Raw genomic sequence first — 18,426 nt, 5'->3', positions numbered from 1 at the left:
CAAGAAATACAAGATAAACTAAAACAATTTTATACAATAGATATATAATAATTATAATGTTATTATATAATGATTATTGAATAATATATTTTAAATATGAAAAAAATAAAAAGTATACCAAATCCTAATGCTATTTCAAAACTAGAATTTGATTTTATTCAAAGTAGTGACCCACAAATCCCACAATATCAAGAAAAAAAAGATACATATAAAGGAAGAATGATCTCTATGTCAGATTCATTTTACTTAAAACTTAATAATTACTTAAAGAGCAATCCAACTGAAGGAAATAGATCTAGTTTTATGGTAAGAATAGTTTCAGAATATATTGATAAAAAACAAAGTAATGTATAACGATTATTTATCTATTATATATATCATGTATAACTATTATATAATAATATGTTAAGATTCATTAGATACTAGAGTTCTGTTAATCATAATATCCAAAGAAATACAGTAATAATTGGCTAATTTTATAATGACAGGACTACTTAGGATATTTATATTACTACCATCTTTTATAAAATCATGAATAACAGTTTCGCCAAGTTTTAATTTTTTGGCTAGTTGATAAGCGGTTATCTTTTCTAAGACTAACTTATTCTTAATAAATGAGATAAGGTTTTTTTGCACTTTGTGTAAAGGTAATTGTAAAAATTGTTGTTGCTGTGCATTACACAATATATATTGTTTTCGTCCTATAACTTCATCAATAGAGCAATGAAAAAAATCAGCTAGAGTAATAATTGTCATAAATTCAGGATTATTTCTAGAAGCATTAATAAGCCTAGTCACTGTTGGATACGTCATATTAATTTTTTGTGCAAAGTCTTTTCTTTTCAATCCAAGTTTAATTAAATTTTTCTTTAAGAATTTTTGTATAGGAATTGACAATTTCATAAATCAGACTCAGTTTTAATTAAAAAATACCATGCCCAAGGTAATTTTTCTTGACACACTAAAATATATTTAATAAAGTAGAAGTATGAGGTAGCAGAGATAGCTGATAATAAAGTAGAAACTACCTTATAAAAAGAAAAACCAGTAAACACTGAAAACTTTGGACGGTTTGTGTTTACTGGTAAATGCAATAACCCATAAATAAATATGAGGTCATTTATGAATATATCACATCATCACTGTGTTGGCAATAATAGTAGGGTAGTACCTACTTCTTTTGCTAGCCCCTACAAAACTTTAGCTCGTACTACCTCTCGGAACGCTAGCAGCTCTTGCGAGTCACCACAAAAACCTCATTCACAAAAAAGTACAAAATATAAAACTAAAGCTAAAACTAAAACTGAATCTAAAGCAGCAAGATTAATTAGTATATCTCATGACTATAATACCCAATCCTCATCAGAATCATTTACCTCTAGAACAATCACAGTATTAATAAGTTTTTTAAAACTCGGTAAAGATGATGCGTGGCTAAAGCTAGGCAAGCAATTATTGTTACTGAAAAAATCTCCAAACAAACAAAAATTCTATAAATCTGCATTATGTTGCTTTAAATCATCAATCAAAGCTCATCCCGATAATTACGTAGCATATTATTTTAGCGGCATAACATTGTGTCTTCTTGGAAGGTACGCGGAAGCAATCAGGATGTTTTTGTCTAGTATTCGTAAGAATACAGAAACAATTACTGCTTTGCTGCATACATTATCGGAGGTGTTAAGCATTACGGAAGGTATTAGGCTTGCTACAGGATGTGAGGGTGTAAATCAGAAATTCAATATTTAATAAAAATCTAGACAAGTTAGAGATGGCAATCATCAACAAGCTTCAAAGATGCAAAATAGAAGGAGCAGTAGGTAATAGTATGGCTAAAGAACAAGAGCAGGCAGACGAGACTTGGAGCAAATATTTTGAACTAGGGATGTATTGGTTTGGAAGAGAGCAGGGTGATCATAAGTCACTCATGTATTTTAGAAGATGTTTACAGCTAAACCCTAAGAATGAACAAGCAAATTATTATGTGGGAATGATACTGCAAAAGCAGGGTAGATACCATGAGAGCTTAGAGGCATACAAAAGAGCAATATCATTAAGACCTGAAGAGGGGTTTTATTATTATATGGCATCGCAAGTTTATACGGATTTGGAAGAATCACAAGAAGCAATAGAGATGATAGATAAGGCTATTGCCTTATCGCCTAAAGATATAGCGTATCAGAATATGAAAGAACATATATTTAGAGCATTTGGAATAGAAAAGGATTTAGTGGATATAGTGAAGATTACCAGTGAACCACCTAAGGTTTAAATAAGCAGTAAGTTTAATTATGAAATCAATTATAGAGGAGGGAGTGACAATGAAAAAAAGAAATGAACAAGAAGCATACCAACTCTTAACAAGTCGACAACTATTGGCATTGTACAGGAGTTATTCTAGAGCTGGAGAACTAAAATATGCATCTCCAGTTTTTGAGTATTTGTTGGAATCGACATATAGTGACGCAGAAGGATATTTTGAGAAAGCGATTGTATTAAAAGAGATACTTAGAACAGAAGAAGCACTTGAAGCTTGTGACAAGGCAATAGAGCTAAAACCTGATTTTGCGGCAGCTTACGCTCTAAAAGCAAAAATAATATTACACATATCTCAGCAATATGAAGAAGCAATCAAAGCCTATGATAAGGTCATAGAACTTAATCCTGATTTTCAGGACGTATATTTAGACAAAGGATGGTGTTTAACTGAGATTGGAGGAAGCGGTAGAATGCTTTAACATAGGTATAAAGAAAAATCAGTGTGGTGAAGAATTGTATGCAAGCAAAGGTTGGGTTCTCTTACAAGAATTAAATCAAAAAGATGAGGAAGCCTTGCAAGCGTATAAGAAAGCAATTGAGCTAAGTCCCAAAGACAATATTTATTATTTTTTTGCCGCTCAAATATTAAAAGAATTAGGGCGAGATGAGGAGGCTATAGCAATGATAGATGAGGCAATAGCGTTAGAACCTACTATGAAGGAATGTATTTTATATTGTTTTGAGAAGGATGATTTTGACTATGCGGTAACATTAAGGAAGCGAGAGTGCATGAAGCTAACAAAAGCCCGTTTTCATTAATAGCAAAAGTATTATTGAACAAAGTGAGAGTAATATATGAAAAATAAGAATTATATCCAAAGAAGCAGTATGAGATTGAGCGAAGAGGAGCAAAAAACATGTTTTAAGAAAGGCATTAATTATTTAGATCAAGGTAAGTATGAAGAAGCTTTGAAGATATTTGGGGTGCTTTTGATGGGAGAGTCAAAAAATGCAAGTCTTCATTATTACAAAGGAAATACACTTCATAAGCTTAAGAGATACGAGGAAGCATTAGAAAGTTTTAAGGTAGCAATAGGGTTCAAGCCATGGGAGGGAGCATATTACTATGGCCTTGCTAGTAGTTATTATGCTTTTGGAAATGGGACTGAAGGACTTGAGGCTTTACAGAAAGCGGTATCTGCTTACGGGAGTTCAGAAGGAATATACCACAAACATAATATGCTTGCGGGCTTTAAGAGGGAAGAAAGCGGGAATCAAGGGATGCAATTGAATGTCGTGACTCACAAAGCAATAAAGCTATGTAGTCATCATAGGCAATATGCAGGATTAAAAGTAGGGGATAATTATAGCTTTGGCTTTATGAGATAAGTATACATGCCAAATATTTGGACAGAGGCAATATTATTGATGTTTCATCTTATTCCATCCCATTCTCTTTTTTCTTTTACAGATATAGCGGGGGAGTGTGAGGGGGCTAGCATAGCCCCTCTCATATACTTTTAGTTTCAAGAGCAGAATACTTAAGGATTAAGTTTGAAGAACACGCAAGGCACAGCAAATAAAAAATTAACAAACAGCAAAAAGGAGAAACGTGATGTTTAAAATAGCAAGAACAGTAAAACAAATATATAATGCGGCAAGAAATATACAGCAGGTGGCATCTGCAAGTATTAACAGTGTGTTCAAGTATAGTACACAAAGCAAAGGATATGTAGAGGATGCAAGTGAAGAATTTAGCTTTTTAAAGACATTATCGAGTCAGTCAAACACAGCTTTAATGCAAGACAAATTCAGTATTGTCACTCCAAATCTTCAGAATTTAGAAAATCTAAAGTCTACGCAATTACTAGATTCAGCAGAGATTAGAAAACTAATATATGCAAGATTTGCAGATGAGATAGCAGCTAAGCCAAAGAATGTTGTAGATACTAGGAGTCATGAGATGAAAGAGTATGCAGATGATGCTGTTGCTACTTACAATATTGCAGACGAGTTTAATGCACTAAAGAGACAGGGATATAATTTTAAGGATCTGAGAAGTGCAATTATAAACCATAACTCATCTCAACAATCTGAAAATATTGAAGAAAGAAACATCAGTGATAATGGAAGCGGCAAAAGCTTAAGCCAGCGTATGAAAGAGCTAGTGGTATCAGGACATATATCGCGTTACGCTGGTGAGTTAGGTTTAAAGGAAGCAGTAGAAGAACTGATGGACAAGCACGTATTAGTGATTAAAGAGTTTATGCAAAAAGTACAGGATAGGGCGGGATTTGTGAGTGTTGATAATTCAGTGTTGCTGATTAATACAGAAAATGATGAAGCTGTGACTGATGATGTAACTAAGACAGATTTATTAGGTGAGTATTAAGAACCAATGCCTGTGTGGTAGTGCATATAGCTACCACACTATCTTCATAGGTTTAAAACACAAATATTTAAGTTTTTTATCACAGGTGGTGAGTATGAAACAGGTAGAAAGACAGAAGCTTAATCAAGAATTAATGAGAGCTGCAGCTACAGGAGATATAGAGGCAGTACAAAAGCTTGTGCTTCGTGGTGCTGATATATATTTTAGGGATCATCAAGGAGATACTGCCTTGTCACTTGCAGCAGGTAGCGGTTATCTAAATGTTTTAGAATATTTAAGCAGTTTGAAGAAAAGTGAGATCAGATAGATTGTATTTAAATAGCGGTAATAATCATGAATAGCACCAATAGAGTTAAACGTGGCAGATTTATAACATTAGAAGGTGTAGATGGCAGTGGTAAATCCACACAATGCCGCATGTTAAAGGAATATTGCATATCTCGGAATATTCCTGTTATGTCAACTAGGGAGCCTGGAGGCACAGAAATTGCTGAAGAGATGCGAAGTATCTTGGTACATAGAGATTTACTGCCGATGTCGGAGTTATTACAAGTTATGGCAGCACGCTATGATCATATTGTAAAAAAGATTCTTCCCACAATAGAAGCGGGCTATACGGTGATATGCGATAGATTCATTGACTCAACGGCATGTTATCAAGGTTTAGAGATTGATGGAGGTATGGATTTAGTATACAGCTTGCATCAGCAGCTCATGCCACCTATAATGCCGGACATTACGTTTTTTATTGATGTAGAGCCAGCATTAGCGATGGAGAGAGTTAGAGTCCGTAATGGTAATAACTATAGTAGCAGTAATTTGAGAAATAATAGATTTGATATTAAAGACTTAGATTATTACAAGAAGATTCATAATGGTTTTAGAACATTAGCTGACAAGTATCCAAACCGCATAAAGACAATTAAGGTAACGGCTTTAAGCACACCAACACTAACCATAAGATTATCACAAAATATTATAATGATTTAGATTTAGGATAGAAGAAGGTAAAATATGGCAACAGAAATACACACACAACAAACATTTGAACATATCAAACAAGAAGTCGAGGATAATATTAAAAATACCGCTGCAGAGAATGATAGTACATCAGAATCTATAAAGAGTAACCGGATATTATCATTATCCGGTGGTGGAGTGAAGGGGATAGCAGAGCTAGTGGTACTTGCTGAGATAGAAGAGCGTACAGGCAAATCTATATCAGAATTGTTCCCTATTATTACCGGCACTAGTGTTGGTGGTCTCATTGGAGCATTGCTAACTATTCCAAAAGAGCCTGGATCAAACATACCTAAATACAGTGCAAAGGAAGCTTTAGATATATTTATAGACGCAGCACCGAAGATATTTGACCATTATTGGTACGATGGAATAAAACAAATATTTACGCATAAGCATAGTCAAGGACCATTAAAGGAAATATTAGAACAGCATTTAGCAGGATTAAGATTAGATGATACAACATCTAGATTAATAATCCCTGTTACTGATTTAGCAAGTCTAGATAAAGGAGGTAAGATATTTGATAGTCATGATTCTTATAGTCCGCATATTAGATAATTACCATGCGTAATGCTGAAGTAGATAGTCTTAATCAAGGAATTAGAGAGTTATTAAAAGCTCAAGGTCTTCTTACTGGCAAAGAATATAGATGCTATATATCAAATCTAAAAAGCATGAAGATTATATGGCAGGAGATCGTATTTTATTTAAGACAACTAACAAAGATTTACAAATAGAAAATGGTGAATTTGCAACAATCACTACAATAAGTAACGATAGATTTATCGCTAAAACAGATAATGGCAAGGAGGTAGCATTTAATCCTCACGAGGTAAACTTTAAACATGGATATGCATCTACAGTATATAAGGCTCAAGGATCATCAATTAAAGATGTGTATGTGTTACATAATATAGCAGGTAATAGTAGAAATTCATATGTAGCCATGACAAGGCACATAGAAGAGGTAAAACTCTACTATAATATGGACAATACAAGAAATATAGGAAGTTTAATATCTCAGCTAAGTAAATCAGATAATAACCTATCAAGTATTAATTTTAAAACTTTAGAAGAATTGGTAGCGATTCAAGGTCAAGAAAATAAGAGTCATAATATTATAAATAAAGTAGGTAATTGGTTTAAAGGGGTAATAGAAGATATTCAGGATAGATTACATAGTAATGATAACTATTACCGCTTAAGAGCAAAGTCAGAGCCGCCTGAAACAGTAGCAGCAATTGTTAGAAACACCAGTGTAAATCCTGCAACAAGCCATCAAAGTCAAGAGGAGCAAAAAAGCTCTGCTGATAATTCTGCTGATAATCTCAAGAATTGTAATAAGCAAGATACAACAATAGGTGTTAAATTACAAGAGGAGGTTATGGCTAAGAATAAAATAGATTATCATGCTATTAACAAACAAGAAGCACTAGAATTAAAGCAAAAATTATCATTTAAAGCTGCAGAAATAGGTGTAAACTTACTAGGAAGTCCAAATAAGCATTTATCAAATAGCCAGTTACTCCGCTGGGAGAAAGATGGTAAAATAGCAATGAAGATCAACGGTAATAAAGCTGGCATATGGCATGATTTTAGTACAGGAGATGGAGGAGATTTATTTACCTTAGTACAAAGAGAAAAAAATTGTGATTTTGTAGAAGCTAAGAAATATTTACAAGATATGGTTGCTATGTCAACCAATGAAAGTAAAGATATAGCAGTAAATTTAGCAGCAAATAAAAATCAACCAATTAAAACCCCAACAAAGCAAGATGATGAAATAGTAAAAATTAAGAAAGCAGAAATATTATATGAAAAATCAGATGCTTTAAAATATGTCATGCCAAATCATGTAGTCAAAAGATATTTATCAGAACATCGTGGCATTAAAGCAGTATTAACAAGATATCAACTAAGTGATGCTCTTAGAACCAATATGATGTGGGACAGTCTTAGCAAACAATATTATCCTGCCTTAATTGCTTTTGCTAGAAATAAAGATGGTAATATTACCGGTGGACAATCAATTTATTTAAACAAAGACACAAATAATAAAGCTGATATTGATGTTAATAAACGTTCATTTGGTAGAATAAAAGGTTCTTTTGTCGAGATTAATAAAAATAACGAACAGCAGCACGTACAAAGCAGGAACGTACAAATTAGTAAAGATGGTAGCAATTCAACAAATAATGTAACGATTATAGCCGAAGGGTTAGAAACGGCTTTAAGCATTGCGGAAGCTGGTATTAAAGGCAAAATTCTTTGTAGTTTAGGTGTAAGTAACATCAGGAACTATGAGCCCATCAAAGGAGAGAAAATAATAATTGCTGCCGATAATGATGGTAAAGAAGCAGTATCAGTTCATACAATAATTAAGGCTCAGGACGAATTAATTAGCAAAGGAGCAGCATCCGTTAAAAAGCTTATAGAGCCTGAAATAGCAAAATTAACAACAGCTAGCAATGTATCTGAACTTAAATCATCATTGAAAGCAAATGATAATAGAAAATCACAAATTAAGTCTATAGAATTACTATTTTCAAAAATGGTAAATAACGATAATAGTGAACTAAGTAATGTGCAACAACATCAAATCAAAGCTCTAGTCAAGTTTGGCACAGAAGAAAATATCAATACTGCCTTACAAATCTACAGAGAAAAAGGCATAGATTCTTGTATTTTTAGTAATAAGATTTGTGAGTCGGTAATAGAGCAGAAGATACAAAAAGATTTACAAATTATGAAGAATAAATTTGATCCTAATTATAATCTTGGTGATAAAAGATTTTGTGATATAGTAGTATATGATTTTCAAGGTAAAAGTCATCTTGTCGCTGAAGGTTACTTAAAGGCCATAGGCAGAGATAAACAAGTCATGCAGTATATAAATCAAGCTTCAGAAATAGGTAAAGTAATAAAAACTGAGATAAAGAACTGTTCTGAGATCAAGCTAAATCAAGGCATCAGACTTTGAGATACAACAAGCAGTGTGGCTATACGAATCAAATAATAAATAAGTTATATGGCAAAAAAATTAAAACATGATGCTTTAGTAAAGAAGATTCTAACTGAGAAGATAGCAGCACAGGAATTTTTAGCACATTATTTGCCCTCAGATTTTAAGGAGTTAATAGATTTAAAAGCAATAACAGTAGAAAAAGAGTCATTTGTCGAAGATGATTTAAAAAGAAAATATAGTGATATAATTTATTCAGTCAAAACTAAAGATCAAGAAAAAGCATTTGTTTATGTACTGATAGAGGCTCAATCTAGTTGTGATTATTGGATAGCATTAAGATTATGGAAATATATGCTGCTTCTATGTGAACGTCATATGACAAATAAAGAGAAGTTACCATTAATTTGTCCATTGTTAATATATAATGGTTATGAAGTATATAGTGCACCAAGAAATTTCTGGGAATTATTTACAAAACCAGAGCAAGCAAAGAAACTAATGGTTCAGGATTATCAACTAGTAGATTTGCAAAATCAGTCTGATGATGAGATAGCGAAGAAGAAACATCTTGGGATGATGGAGTATTTTTTAAAGCATATATACCAAAGGGATATGCTAAAACTATGGGATGAGTTTTTAACTAGATTTAAACCAAGTTTAATAATGGATAAGGAATCAGGATATATTTACTTAAGATCGTTTTTATGGTATACTGATGCTAAGATCTCTGAAGAGAAGCAGCAAGAATTAGAACAAATAATAGTTAAGCATTTATCAACAGAAGAAAAAGATAATATTATGAGAACAATAGCACAAAAATACATAGATGAGGGTATTCAGCATGGTATAATTCAAGGCATTGAAAAAGGTATTGAAAAAGGAAAAGCTGAAGGAAAAGCTGAAGGAAAAGCTGAGGGGATTCAAATTGGTGAAATGAAAGGAAAAGCTGAGGAAAGAGTAGAAATAGCAAGAAAAATGCTATCTCAAGGTTGTAATTTTTCTTTAATTTCTAGTGTTACTGGTCTTGAAGAAGATTTTATTCGTTCTTTATCATAAAATATTATTGATAGTGTTTGCTTTATTAATAGTTTATTTTAAATCGATAAAATTTTTTAATACCGCCTTAGTAACAAAGTTCATAATGGTAAATTAGCGATTTTAAGGGGTGTTATAATAAGATTTTTTGTGTTTAGGTTTCCATATCAAATAATTAAAATCGTTTAAAAATGCTATTAAAATGGTTTTTACATTCAAATCAAGTTTGTAAATTCATTTGTAATTTCGTAATAGGAAAATTACCAGCAAGTTTTACATAACAAGTAAGATCTTCTAAATTCATGATTTCAGATGGCATGACTAATAATTTTCTTCGCTCGACGTGATGCATGTTTACTCCATCACGCATGGAGTGGGCTCCGTATGAGAGGTTTTCTTGAGTTTCAATAATTTCTTGCTCACCAAGCATTAAAGCAGATCTTTGAGCCGTTTTCTGGTCACTTACTCGGAAGATAAATTTGCTACCAAATAGATCAAGCATTGAATTACTTCCCGCAAAACCATATATTTCTTCTAATTGATAAATATTCTGCACACCAGCAACAAAACAACCACCATATTTCCTGCTTTCAGCTAAAGCTATAGGCAGTGCAGATATCTTTTTGATTGGTATTATTGATATTTCTATCCATTAATGCTTTTATCGCTATACTAATCCATACAGCAATAAGTGGTCTTAGCGTGACTCTTTGATTAGGAGCAGCTGTAATAAATAGCCAGCCCGTTTCTTCACTAAACCATTTTCTAATACTAAAACTACCATTAGGCTCCAAATGTTTTAATGAGGCAATATTCTTGCTAATAGTTGCCTGAATACTGGCAGATGTTTCAGGAGCACTACTGCTTATAATACCTGATACAGCAGTCGCCTTAAAAATCCTAGCAAATTCTTTATTACTTGAGTAAGTTATAGCATTAATTAACTTTTTAATATCTTTGCTATCTTGATATATTTTCAATCCTTCAGCTAACACTAATTCAGCAGTTTTAGCAAAGAAGTCATCTAATTTAGGATTATAACTACTAAAACTACTTGCTATATCATCAAAATCAGAAATCTCGTTGCAATCATTCCATGGTAGCCAGTGCTCACTCCCTGTTGCAAATGGATTAAGCAGTTTATCAAAATTAGGATCAAAAAACTTATGAAAGCTACCTGTTAAATCAACAATAATCGCTCTACCACACTCTTTCCTAATCTGAGGTAATAGCTCATTTAGCATATTGGTTTTACCGCTACCAGTAGTACCAGTAATAAGAATGTGTTTTCTTTCACTATTTTGCACTAATGGCAACCCAGAAAAACAAATGTTAGAAGCTTGTTTGTTTTTATAAAGCATTTTTGCTAAAGCTTTAGCTTCTATAAAATCTGCTCCCCTAAGCTTATCTTTTATCACAGCTTTACTGCCTTTACGAGCAAAAAAGAGGATAGAGATGATTGTACTTATAGTAAAAACAATAATTATTTCTTGCAAGGCTGAATACAATAAAAATTTTCCAAATTGATTAATATGACGCCCATAGGGTGTAACATGCCAAAATTTATGAATAAATTCTTTAGCATGACGATATACCCAAACTTTTTGCTCTAAATAATAAAATTTGATTCCTATTTGCTCTAATGGATAAAAATGCTGCCCTATAGCAAGTTTTAATTGTACATATCGCTCTATGATAAAATAATATAAACTCAGTAAAGATAATTTCTGAAATATACGCAACATCAACCACGCTAAAACAGATACCAAGCCAATCAATGATACTCCTCGCAGCAGAGCTGCGAGGTATCTAAAAAAGTTTTAGTTGCTTCTGATGAAAAGCTTTATATGATGGTCGATCCGCCTCTTGATTCTTTACATAGTTGCGTAATTTTTTCTCATCTCCATGTTTTCCAACCGTACTCATAAAATATCCATTAGTCCAAAATTCGGTACCCCATAATTTATTTTTTAAGTCAGGAAATTTCTCAAACATTTTCTTAGCTGTTATACTTTTCACTATCCTAGCTACTTTAGTAGGACTATAACTAGGCACAGACTGAATTAGAAAATGCACATGATCTTTATCTACTCCAATTTCTAAAAATCTTATCTCGTATCTTTCTTCAATTTCTAAACATATTTTGCATAAATAATTATCTAACTTCTTATCAAAAATTGCTCTACGATATTTTGCAGGCGTTACTAAATGATAAATAAGTACTGTAACATTATGGCTCTTATGTATGTACCTACTCTCTTCCATCCATACATCATATCACGAAGCAAAGCTTCGGGGAATTAAACCCTAAGAGATTAAAGCATTAATACTGCCTTGCCCGAGTATTCTCATCTGATGAGCAAAAATCTGAGAACCCTGAGTAAAATCATTTTGATTTTGGTAACTCATGAGTAATTAACTATAGTGTAAATTGTTGCCGGCACTAACACAAATAATCTTCACTTACCTAAATTTATAAATTATTTTTGAGTATTTGTAATTTTTCTTCCAAATAATCAGCCATACGGCTATTACCTAATTTTCTTAAACTTTTAATTATTTTTTCATATTCCCCTATAATGTTAGGTCTATATTTAAGTACTAAATTAAAATTCTTTTTAGCTTCTTTATTATTTTCTAAGCGTAATAATGCAATGCCCTTTGCTAAATAATTTTCTGCATAATCAGATTGATACTGAATAGCTAGGTTATAATTTTTAATGGCTTCTTGGTAATTGCCTAGTTTTTCAGAGGCAATACCCTTATTATGGTAAGATGCCATATCATCGCTTTTATAGCGAAGAGCCATATCACAAATTTCTATCGCTTGCTGATATTTGCCCAAAAGGTTTAAAGATATTGACTTATTAATATATGCTTCTATGTAATTTGGTTTGTATTTTAGAGCGGTATCGTAGTTTTTTATTGCCTCTTGATATTGTCCTAGATACATTAAAGATATGCCTTTATGATTATAAGCATCTGCATAATTTGGTTTATATTTAATTGATAAATCATAATTTTTGATTGCTTCTTGATATTTACCTAATTTATAAAAAGATTTACCGATATTGACATATTCTTCAGCTAAAATATGTGGATCTTGAATTTGACTATGTTGATCTATTTGTTTTTTCATCTCAACATGATTACTATCATTTTCTGCAAAAGCACTGCTAAAAAATATTAATGGCAAAATAAATAAAACTAGTAATTTTTTAATATTTTGCATCAATTTATTCTAACTTATTTTCATTTTTATAACCAGATAATTTAATATTTCTTTTCTTGATTGCCTCATCACTTATGCCAATATTATCTGCTACTTGCTTACCAGTTCTTACAATTGTGGATTCAGGAGTTTTATCAAATTCATCTTGCATCTGTGCTTTCTTATCGTCTACTTTAGCAGATAACTGATCTAGAGTCTTTAATTTTTCTAATTCAGTACTATCTACCCTCTGAATCAGCATGTGTTCTATATTTTTATCAATAATATCATTTGTTTTGTTATTAATATTACTAATAGTAGCTTGATCATTTAATTGTTTTTGATGTTTATCAAAACTTGTTCTCAAGCCTTCTTTCGGTGGAATATTCACGCTACTTACAGAATTTAAGCGTTGCGGTATAGTGTTATTAATTGTAGCTACATCTAAAGCTATTTGTTCAGCTTCTTGTTGGTGAGTACTTGCCCACATGGCTGCTTGCTCTTTACTGCTGACTCCAGGGATATTTTTAGCCACTATTGCATTTAATACTGGTTCGTTTAAATTACGATCAATAGTAGCAGAGTTTTGTGATATATAATTCATATTATAGCTTAATTGCTCCATATTTTGTTTAGTTTTGGCTATTTCTTGTCCCACAGATTGTTGTTCAGAGAAATTACTATTCAGATTATTGCTAAGTGATTGCATGCTACTATTTGCATTACTTAATCTACCATCTTTAGTAGCACTTTTAATTTTAGATAATGCTTCATTATATGATTGTTGTTGGTTAACTGATTTTCCTTGATCTTGTTCACGATGATTAGCTGATGCAACTACGGTTTTAGCTATAAATCCAACACCTCCTCCTATCCCTAGCTCAGCACTAGTACCACTTCTATTACTACTACCGGTATGATCAGTAGCAGCTGTGCTATCTGAATTCATTTGCTGTAGAGCTAAATACTGGCTATCAGTAATACCTATAGACTTTGCTTCTTCATAGCTTAATCTTTTTCCTATTTCAGTTGCTAGAAAATTGCCGGTAGTAGTTAAATCGTTATATCGATCATTTAATGAGTCAAGATAACTTTGTGAGCTCATAAACTGAGATTGATAACTATCCTGCAATAATTTAGAAGAGCGGTAATTATTAACCAGCGAGTCAGCTGCTTGGTAAGTACCTGCCTACCGCTGGAAGTACTAGTCACTCTCATACCTCCATCATCAATCATTCCTCCAGCCATTTGCAATGTTGGGGCAAGATTCTGCTGAGCAATAGATCTGTTACCGATACTATAATTATCCATAGCAAGATTATTATCAGCAATACTTGCCCCGATACTGCTTGCAACTGGTACCGGAGAAAATTGATTAGCTAAAGTAGTTGTTGCATGAGCACAAGCCTTTAATACCGCCCAGGATAACATAGGAACTGAAGCAGATAACATCTGAAACGTTGCATAACAATGTAAAACATTTTCTGCAAAACTTCCTTGTGATAAGATATTTAAACCAGTAAAATGATTTGTGCCTGATTTACCAGCAAGGCTCATCATCCCTAAACAATGAATTACAGTAAAAAATACTGGCCAGCTAGTTACCCAAATAATTAAGGTGATCCAGGTTTTAAAAATAGTATAACCACCGGGCAGCATTGACATTGGAAATACCACAAAAATCAGGCAAATTACCAAGGCAAAAAATACTGACTGTAATATAGGCATTAAATTTGCTGCCATTTCTCCTGCAATAAGATACGAAAATGATTGCTGAAATAACCCAAGAGTAGCATTCATAGTAACTAGCTGAGGATATATTCTAGATAGCGAAAACTTCTCTCTTAAATCATCATAAGCCTCACGATTAGCATTAAGTAGCATGGCTTGTTTCATCCACTGATGAATATCTGTTTGCTCTTTTTTAAGATATTTTAAAGTATCAGAAGTCATATTTTAATCTAGTTGCTAATATCTCTTGTGTGCCTGAACTTATACCTATACTACTTGCAAATTGAGTAAGTAATCCATCATTTAATTCTTTATTAATAGCGGTTTTAATTAAAGGTGTGATTTGCCTGCAGGTTTTAAAGGAAATAACTGAGCTAGTTGGGTCTTTATAATAAATACCAAAATTATTCGGCATATTTTGTTCTATAAACGATATTATATCACTTGCTCTTTGTGCTGCTGCTTTCTTGCCTAAAATATTGCCAATAATGTAAGGCTTCATAAAGCATTGCCTTAAATATTCTTTTGTATTGCTTAAGGTTACTGGATCTTCTATTTGAATGTCTTTGATTTTACCAATTGCTTTTGCTCCAAACATAATCCCATTCTTCCTGCTTGATAAACCGTCATCAGGCGGGAGTAAATGTTTTTCTAGCATTTCAGATACTGCGTAACTTATTTTAGATGATACTGATGCAAATAAAGCAATGCCTATTGATTGATATTTCATCTTTCAGCCATACATTTGCTTTTGGAGCAAATAAAAAGATAAAAATAAATAAAGATGGGAAGAACCATTCCATGGCAAAAATACCAATATTACCTCTAAAAATAGCCCTTGTTGCTGCCCAAATACCACCAATTGTCAAAGCGAATTGTCCTACTGGAGTAAAATACTCGCTATTTGAGCTAAATACTCTAGCTATACCATTAAAAACCTGCCATAATATATCTCCTCCACCAAATGTATGTATTATATAATCTGTCATATTTTTTATATTTTTTTGCTTACTGTTTCTAACAGTCGATTGTTATTTTAGCTGATTATTATTTATTTTTTAGGTATCAAATTATTAATTTATAATTACTTTTTTTTAAACTTCTCTCTTGCGATATTTAAGTTCGCTCTTTTGCGATTAAGTGTTGTTCTATTAATCTTGCTCTTCTATCAATCTGATCACTACTAGTTAACATATTACTCCATTTCTCTTGAGCAAAAGCTTGTACTTTATTTAGGGCTTTTAAATAAGCAGTTAAATGATGATGTGCTACCTGCTTAGATTGTAGCATAGTTACTGCTTTTCTTACCTCAGATACTACTTCCTTTAAATGCTGCAACAAGCTGTAGCTAGCCACTAATTCTGACGAGCTATCTAAAATAGTAACTCCAGATATCGCTTCTAAAGTAATATAATCATATATTGGAAACGATTCCCCTATAGAGGATAAAAAAGCAATATCGGCATTACTGAATTCATTGTTGCTTGCAAGTTTACTTTTTAAGTCATCAAGCTTTGTTTTAGCCTTGCCTTGATATGATTGATCTGGCGAAATAACAATATTGCGTCTTAAAGAGGGATTTAAACAACTACTATTATCACAAGCATAAATTGAGGCAGATTCTCCACCTTTTAAATGCGTAATCCAGCTTTTTTCATTTTGAGCAAGTGACTCAAAGAAATGCACATTATTATCTCTAACTATAATAGTACCAGTCATTGACATAATGCTACTTCTCATATTTTCAGGAATGCCTACTTTATTTGCTGCTTTAGTAAAAATATTATAATTATCTAGCATTAATTCTGGATCTTTGTCTTGGGCTCTAGCTAAAGCTTGTTTTTGTTCTAGATAGTTTTTACATCTTTTGCCAGCAGCAAAATAATCAAATCCAGAGCTTGATTGTAAATCTCTACATAACTGATTCTCTCATTGATGAGTCTTTGGGTAAAATAGATGCAAAGATAGCTTTACTCATCTCACAATCAGATTTTGCAAATTGATTCATCTCCATGGCAAGATTACGTAAATCTTTTAAAGCATTTTCTATTTGAGGAGCAAATGTCTTTAATCCTAGAGAAAATGCATAAGCTTTGGCCTGCGAGCCAATATTTTTCATTAGCTGTACTAGTTCTTCTCCCGAGATTATAGAAAAACTACCAAGATAGCTATCAATACCGCTACAACTCATATTTAAAGATGGCGGAGTAATAGAAATAGGATTAAAGGCTGTTTTGTTAGTTCAAAGAGATAATCCGCCTGCTGCATAATAACCAGCAGCTTGTGATTGATACGCTCCAGGCTTAGTGACATTTACGCTCATTCCTTCAAATACATCCTGTAAGTCCCATGCGTAAGAAATAGGTGGTTGCAGAAGTAAAACTATCATTACAATATGCATAACCTGCTTTATGTAAAACTTAGTGTTTCTGAACTGATAGTCATTGCTCATAATCATTAACCTTTAATCAATCATGTATCGCACTACTGTAGAGCCGCACTACTGCTAAAATATTTTCAGAGATTTTATCTTCACTAATAATACCTCGTGCAACTGGATATATTTGCGTGCCTCTACTTGCTACTAAATATAAAACCGGGATAAAATGTGCCGGATTGAGCTTATTAAGAAGTCCAGTATCTTTTATGGTCCTGAGATTTGTAAAATTTTCTCCATTATTTGACACCAGTAACAACTGAAATCCATATTTATCAGCAAATTCTCTCACAATAGGGCTAAATGCATGACAATAATTACAATCTTGATTTACTTGTAGAATTAATCCCCAATTTTTAGCTAAAAATCTTAGTTTTTCGCTGTTTTCCGTATCTTGTCTTATTTCATATAATCTTTTATGCAAAGAATTTGCCGGCTCATGTATGTTTGTGAGCCTATAGTCAAGCAAGCTTGCAAGATGCCACATAGTAGCAAATTGATGTGATTTATCTAAGATTTGCTTATGTAACCTTTGAGCAATAATGACATTTGTAAGTGTTGGATTATCCAGAGCTTGACGCTGAGCTCTATTAAATTTTTGCTTTAAATCCTTTATCCTTTGATCGTATGGTTCGTTGTATGATTCTTGTTTCAGATGTAATAATGATGATGCGTCATGAGACGGCAATTTATTAGTTTCTTCCACTTGCTGATCATTATACCATAAAAAACCTTGTGGTTGCTGCCATATATTGTTATTTAAGTTTACTTCTGTCATCTTATGTACATTGTTTATATCTGATGTTATAGTACCGGCAAATGATTGCTTAGACCAGTGATTGATTAACAACAGAGCAATTATTATTTTTAATATATTTATTGTTATGCTTGTTCTAATTATCATCCATTGATCATCTTTTCAGTAAAACTAGTACGATAAATTATGATTTTTATTACCAAGAGAATGCTGTTTTTGCATTACCGGTTAGATTACAAAGAACTAGAATAAATTACTATAGAAAACTACTAGGCTACACTTATAAAAAAAGTCATCTTCATCCCAAAAGGGATATTGGTTTAAGGAATGAATTTATAGAAAAGATACAGCAAATTTCTAAAGAAACTCTAGTATTCATTGATGAGTCAGGAATAGAAGATAATGCTTGTAGAGAATATGGATGGAGTATAAAAGGTACTAGATGTTATGGAAACAAAGTGTATCAACATAAATCCAGGATCAGTATGATAGCGGGGCTTCGTAATAATCAAATTATAGAGCCAGTAATATTTGAAGGAAATTGTAATAAAGAAATATTTACAACCTATGTAGAGACTATATTAACTGAAGAATTACATCCTGAACAGACTATTGT

Annotated in this window: 15 protein-coding genes and 5 pseudogenes; 13 read left to right on the top strand and 7 right to left on the bottom strand. The window is 32.5% G+C overall.

Translation table 11 applies throughout. The annotated features are described in order from the left end of the window. Window positions 1-96: 96 nt before the first annotated feature. Window positions 97-354: a hypothetical protein gene (locus MB29_RS07315; protein ID WP_010424102.1), complete on the top strand. Its 258-nt coding sequence runs from the start codon at window positions 97-99 to the stop codon at window positions 352-354. 51 nt (window positions 355-405) lie between these two features. On the opposite strand, the gene MB29_RS07310 is transcribed toward MB29_RS07315, so the two are convergent. After that, entirely contained in the window at window positions 406-903 is a 498-nt protein-coding gene (locus MB29_RS07310) for a helix-turn-helix domain-containing protein (RefSeq protein ID WP_032139678.1), read from the bottom strand. 219 nt (window positions 904-1,122) lie between these two features. Here MB29_RS07310 and MB29_RS13210 point away from each other — a divergent pair, with 219 nt between their 5' ends. The 11 genes and pseudogenes from MB29_RS13210 (at window position 1,123) to MB29_RS07255 (ending at window position 9,695) form a co-directional block, all read left to right on the top strand. Further along, window positions 1,123-1,749 (top strand): tetratricopeptide repeat protein, encoded by a 627-nt coding sequence (locus MB29_RS13210; protein WP_233419028.1) that lies wholly within the window; start codon window positions 1,123-1,125, stop codon window positions 1,747-1,749. Window positions 1,750-1,771: 22 nt separating this feature from the next. Continuing rightward, window positions 1,772-2,272 carry a tetratricopeptide repeat protein gene (locus tag MB29_RS07300; RefSeq protein WP_032139677.1) on the top strand — a complete coding sequence of 167 codons (501 nt, stop codon included), beginning with the start codon at window positions 1,772-1,774 and terminating at the stop codon, window positions 2,270-2,272. 49 nt (window positions 2,273-2,321) lie between these two features. After that, window positions 2,322-2,738, top strand: coding sequence for a tetratricopeptide repeat protein (locus tag MB29_RS09255; RefSeq protein WP_215426290.1), 417 nt, complete (start codon window positions 2,322-2,324; stop codon window positions 2,736-2,738). Further along, the gene (locus MB29_RS08895) at window positions 2,713-3,078 is read left to right on the top strand and encodes a tetratricopeptide repeat protein (RefSeq protein WP_037203323.1); all 366 of its coding nucleotides are present in this window, start codon (window positions 2,713-2,715) and stop codon (window positions 3,076-3,078) included. The genes MB29_RS09255 and MB29_RS08895 overlap by 26 nt, the downstream gene beginning before the upstream one ends. Window positions 3,079-3,114: 36 nt before the next feature. After that, the gene (locus MB29_RS07285; protein WP_032139676.1) at window positions 3,115-3,648 is read left to right on the top strand and encodes a tetratricopeptide repeat protein; all 534 of its coding nucleotides are present in this window, start codon (window positions 3,115-3,117) and stop codon (window positions 3,646-3,648) included. A gap of 226 nt (window positions 3,649-3,874) precedes the next feature. Continuing rightward, the gene (locus MB29_RS07280; protein ID WP_032139675.1) at window positions 3,875-4,651 is read left to right on the top strand and encodes a hypothetical protein; all 777 of its coding nucleotides are present in this window, start codon (window positions 3,875-3,877) and stop codon (window positions 4,649-4,651) included. Window positions 4,652-4,745: 94 nt separating this feature from the next. After that, window positions 4,746-4,958, top strand: coding sequence for an ankyrin repeat domain-containing protein (locus tag MB29_RS07275; RefSeq protein ID WP_032139674.1), 213 nt, complete (start codon window positions 4,746-4,748; stop codon window positions 4,956-4,958). Window positions 4,959-4,984: 26 nt separating this feature from the next. Continuing rightward, window positions 4,985-5,641 (top strand): dTMP kinase, encoded by a 657-nt coding sequence (tmk, locus tag MB29_RS07270; protein WP_032139673.1) that lies wholly within the window; start codon window positions 4,985-4,987, stop codon window positions 5,639-5,641. A gap of 24 nt (window positions 5,642-5,665) precedes the next feature. Then, window positions 5,666-6,229 (top strand): annotated as a pseudogene (locus MB29_RS07265) (patatin-like phospholipase family protein); the annotation flags it as partial. A gap of 94 nt (window positions 6,230-6,323) precedes the next feature. Further along, the gene (locus MB29_RS08890; protein WP_407690072.1) at window positions 6,324-8,654 is read left to right on the top strand and encodes a DUF7146 domain-containing protein; all 2,331 of its coding nucleotides are present in this window, start codon (window positions 6,324-6,326) and stop codon (window positions 8,652-8,654) included. A 48-nt stretch (window positions 8,655-8,702) separates the two neighbouring features. Further along, window positions 8,703-9,695, top strand: coding sequence for an Rpn family recombination-promoting nuclease/putative transposase (locus tag MB29_RS07255; protein WP_032139672.1), 993 nt, complete (start codon window positions 8,703-8,705; stop codon window positions 9,693-9,695). 199 nt (window positions 9,696-9,894) lie between these two features. Here MB29_RS07255 and MB29_RS10870 read toward each other — a convergent pair. The 6 genes and pseudogenes from MB29_RS10870 to MB29_RS07225 all read right to left on the bottom strand — a co-directional run. Continuing rightward, window positions 9,895-11,428: pseudogene (locus MB29_RS10870) on the bottom strand (type IV secretion system DNA-binding domain-containing protein); the annotation flags it as partial. Window positions 11,429-11,483: 55 nt separating this feature from the next. After that, a complete protein-coding gene (gene tnpA, locus MB29_RS07245) occupies window positions 11,484-11,939 on the bottom strand; it encodes an IS200/IS605 family transposase (RefSeq protein ID WP_032139671.1) in 456 nt (151 codons plus the stop codon). A 208-nt stretch (window positions 11,940-12,147) separates the two neighbouring features. After that, on the bottom strand, window positions 12,148-12,906 hold the full coding sequence (locus MB29_RS07240; protein ID WP_032139670.1) for a tetratricopeptide repeat protein: 759 nt from the start codon (window positions 12,904-12,906) through the stop codon (window positions 12,148-12,150). A 4-nt stretch (window positions 12,907-12,910) separates the two neighbouring features. Continuing rightward, window positions 12,911-15,605 (bottom strand): annotated as a pseudogene (locus MB29_RS14395) (conjugal transfer protein TraG N-terminal domain-containing protein). Between the two features lie 127 nt (window positions 15,606-15,732). Beyond that, window positions 15,733-17,074, bottom strand: a pseudogene (locus MB29_RS08875) (conjugal transfer protein TraH). Between the two features lie 10 nt (window positions 17,075-17,084). Beyond that, the gene (locus tag MB29_RS07225; protein WP_051965340.1) at window positions 17,085-17,957 is read right to left on the bottom strand and encodes a conjugal transfer protein TraF; all 873 of its coding nucleotides are present in this window, start codon (window positions 17,955-17,957) and stop codon (window positions 17,085-17,087) included. A gap of 83 nt (window positions 17,958-18,040) precedes the next feature. Here MB29_RS07225 and MB29_RS10865 point away from each other — a divergent pair. Then, window positions 18,041-18,426 (top strand): annotated as a pseudogene (locus MB29_RS10865) (transposase); the annotation flags it as partial.

This window comes from Rickettsia tamurae (genome assembly GCF_000751075.1).
In the GTDB taxonomy this organism is placed as follows: Bacteria; Pseudomonadota; Alphaproteobacteria; order Rickettsiales; family Rickettsiaceae; genus Rickettsia; species Rickettsia tamurae.
Note: the sequence above shows the minus strand (reverse complement) of the source record. Positions and strands in the feature narration are given on the sequence as shown.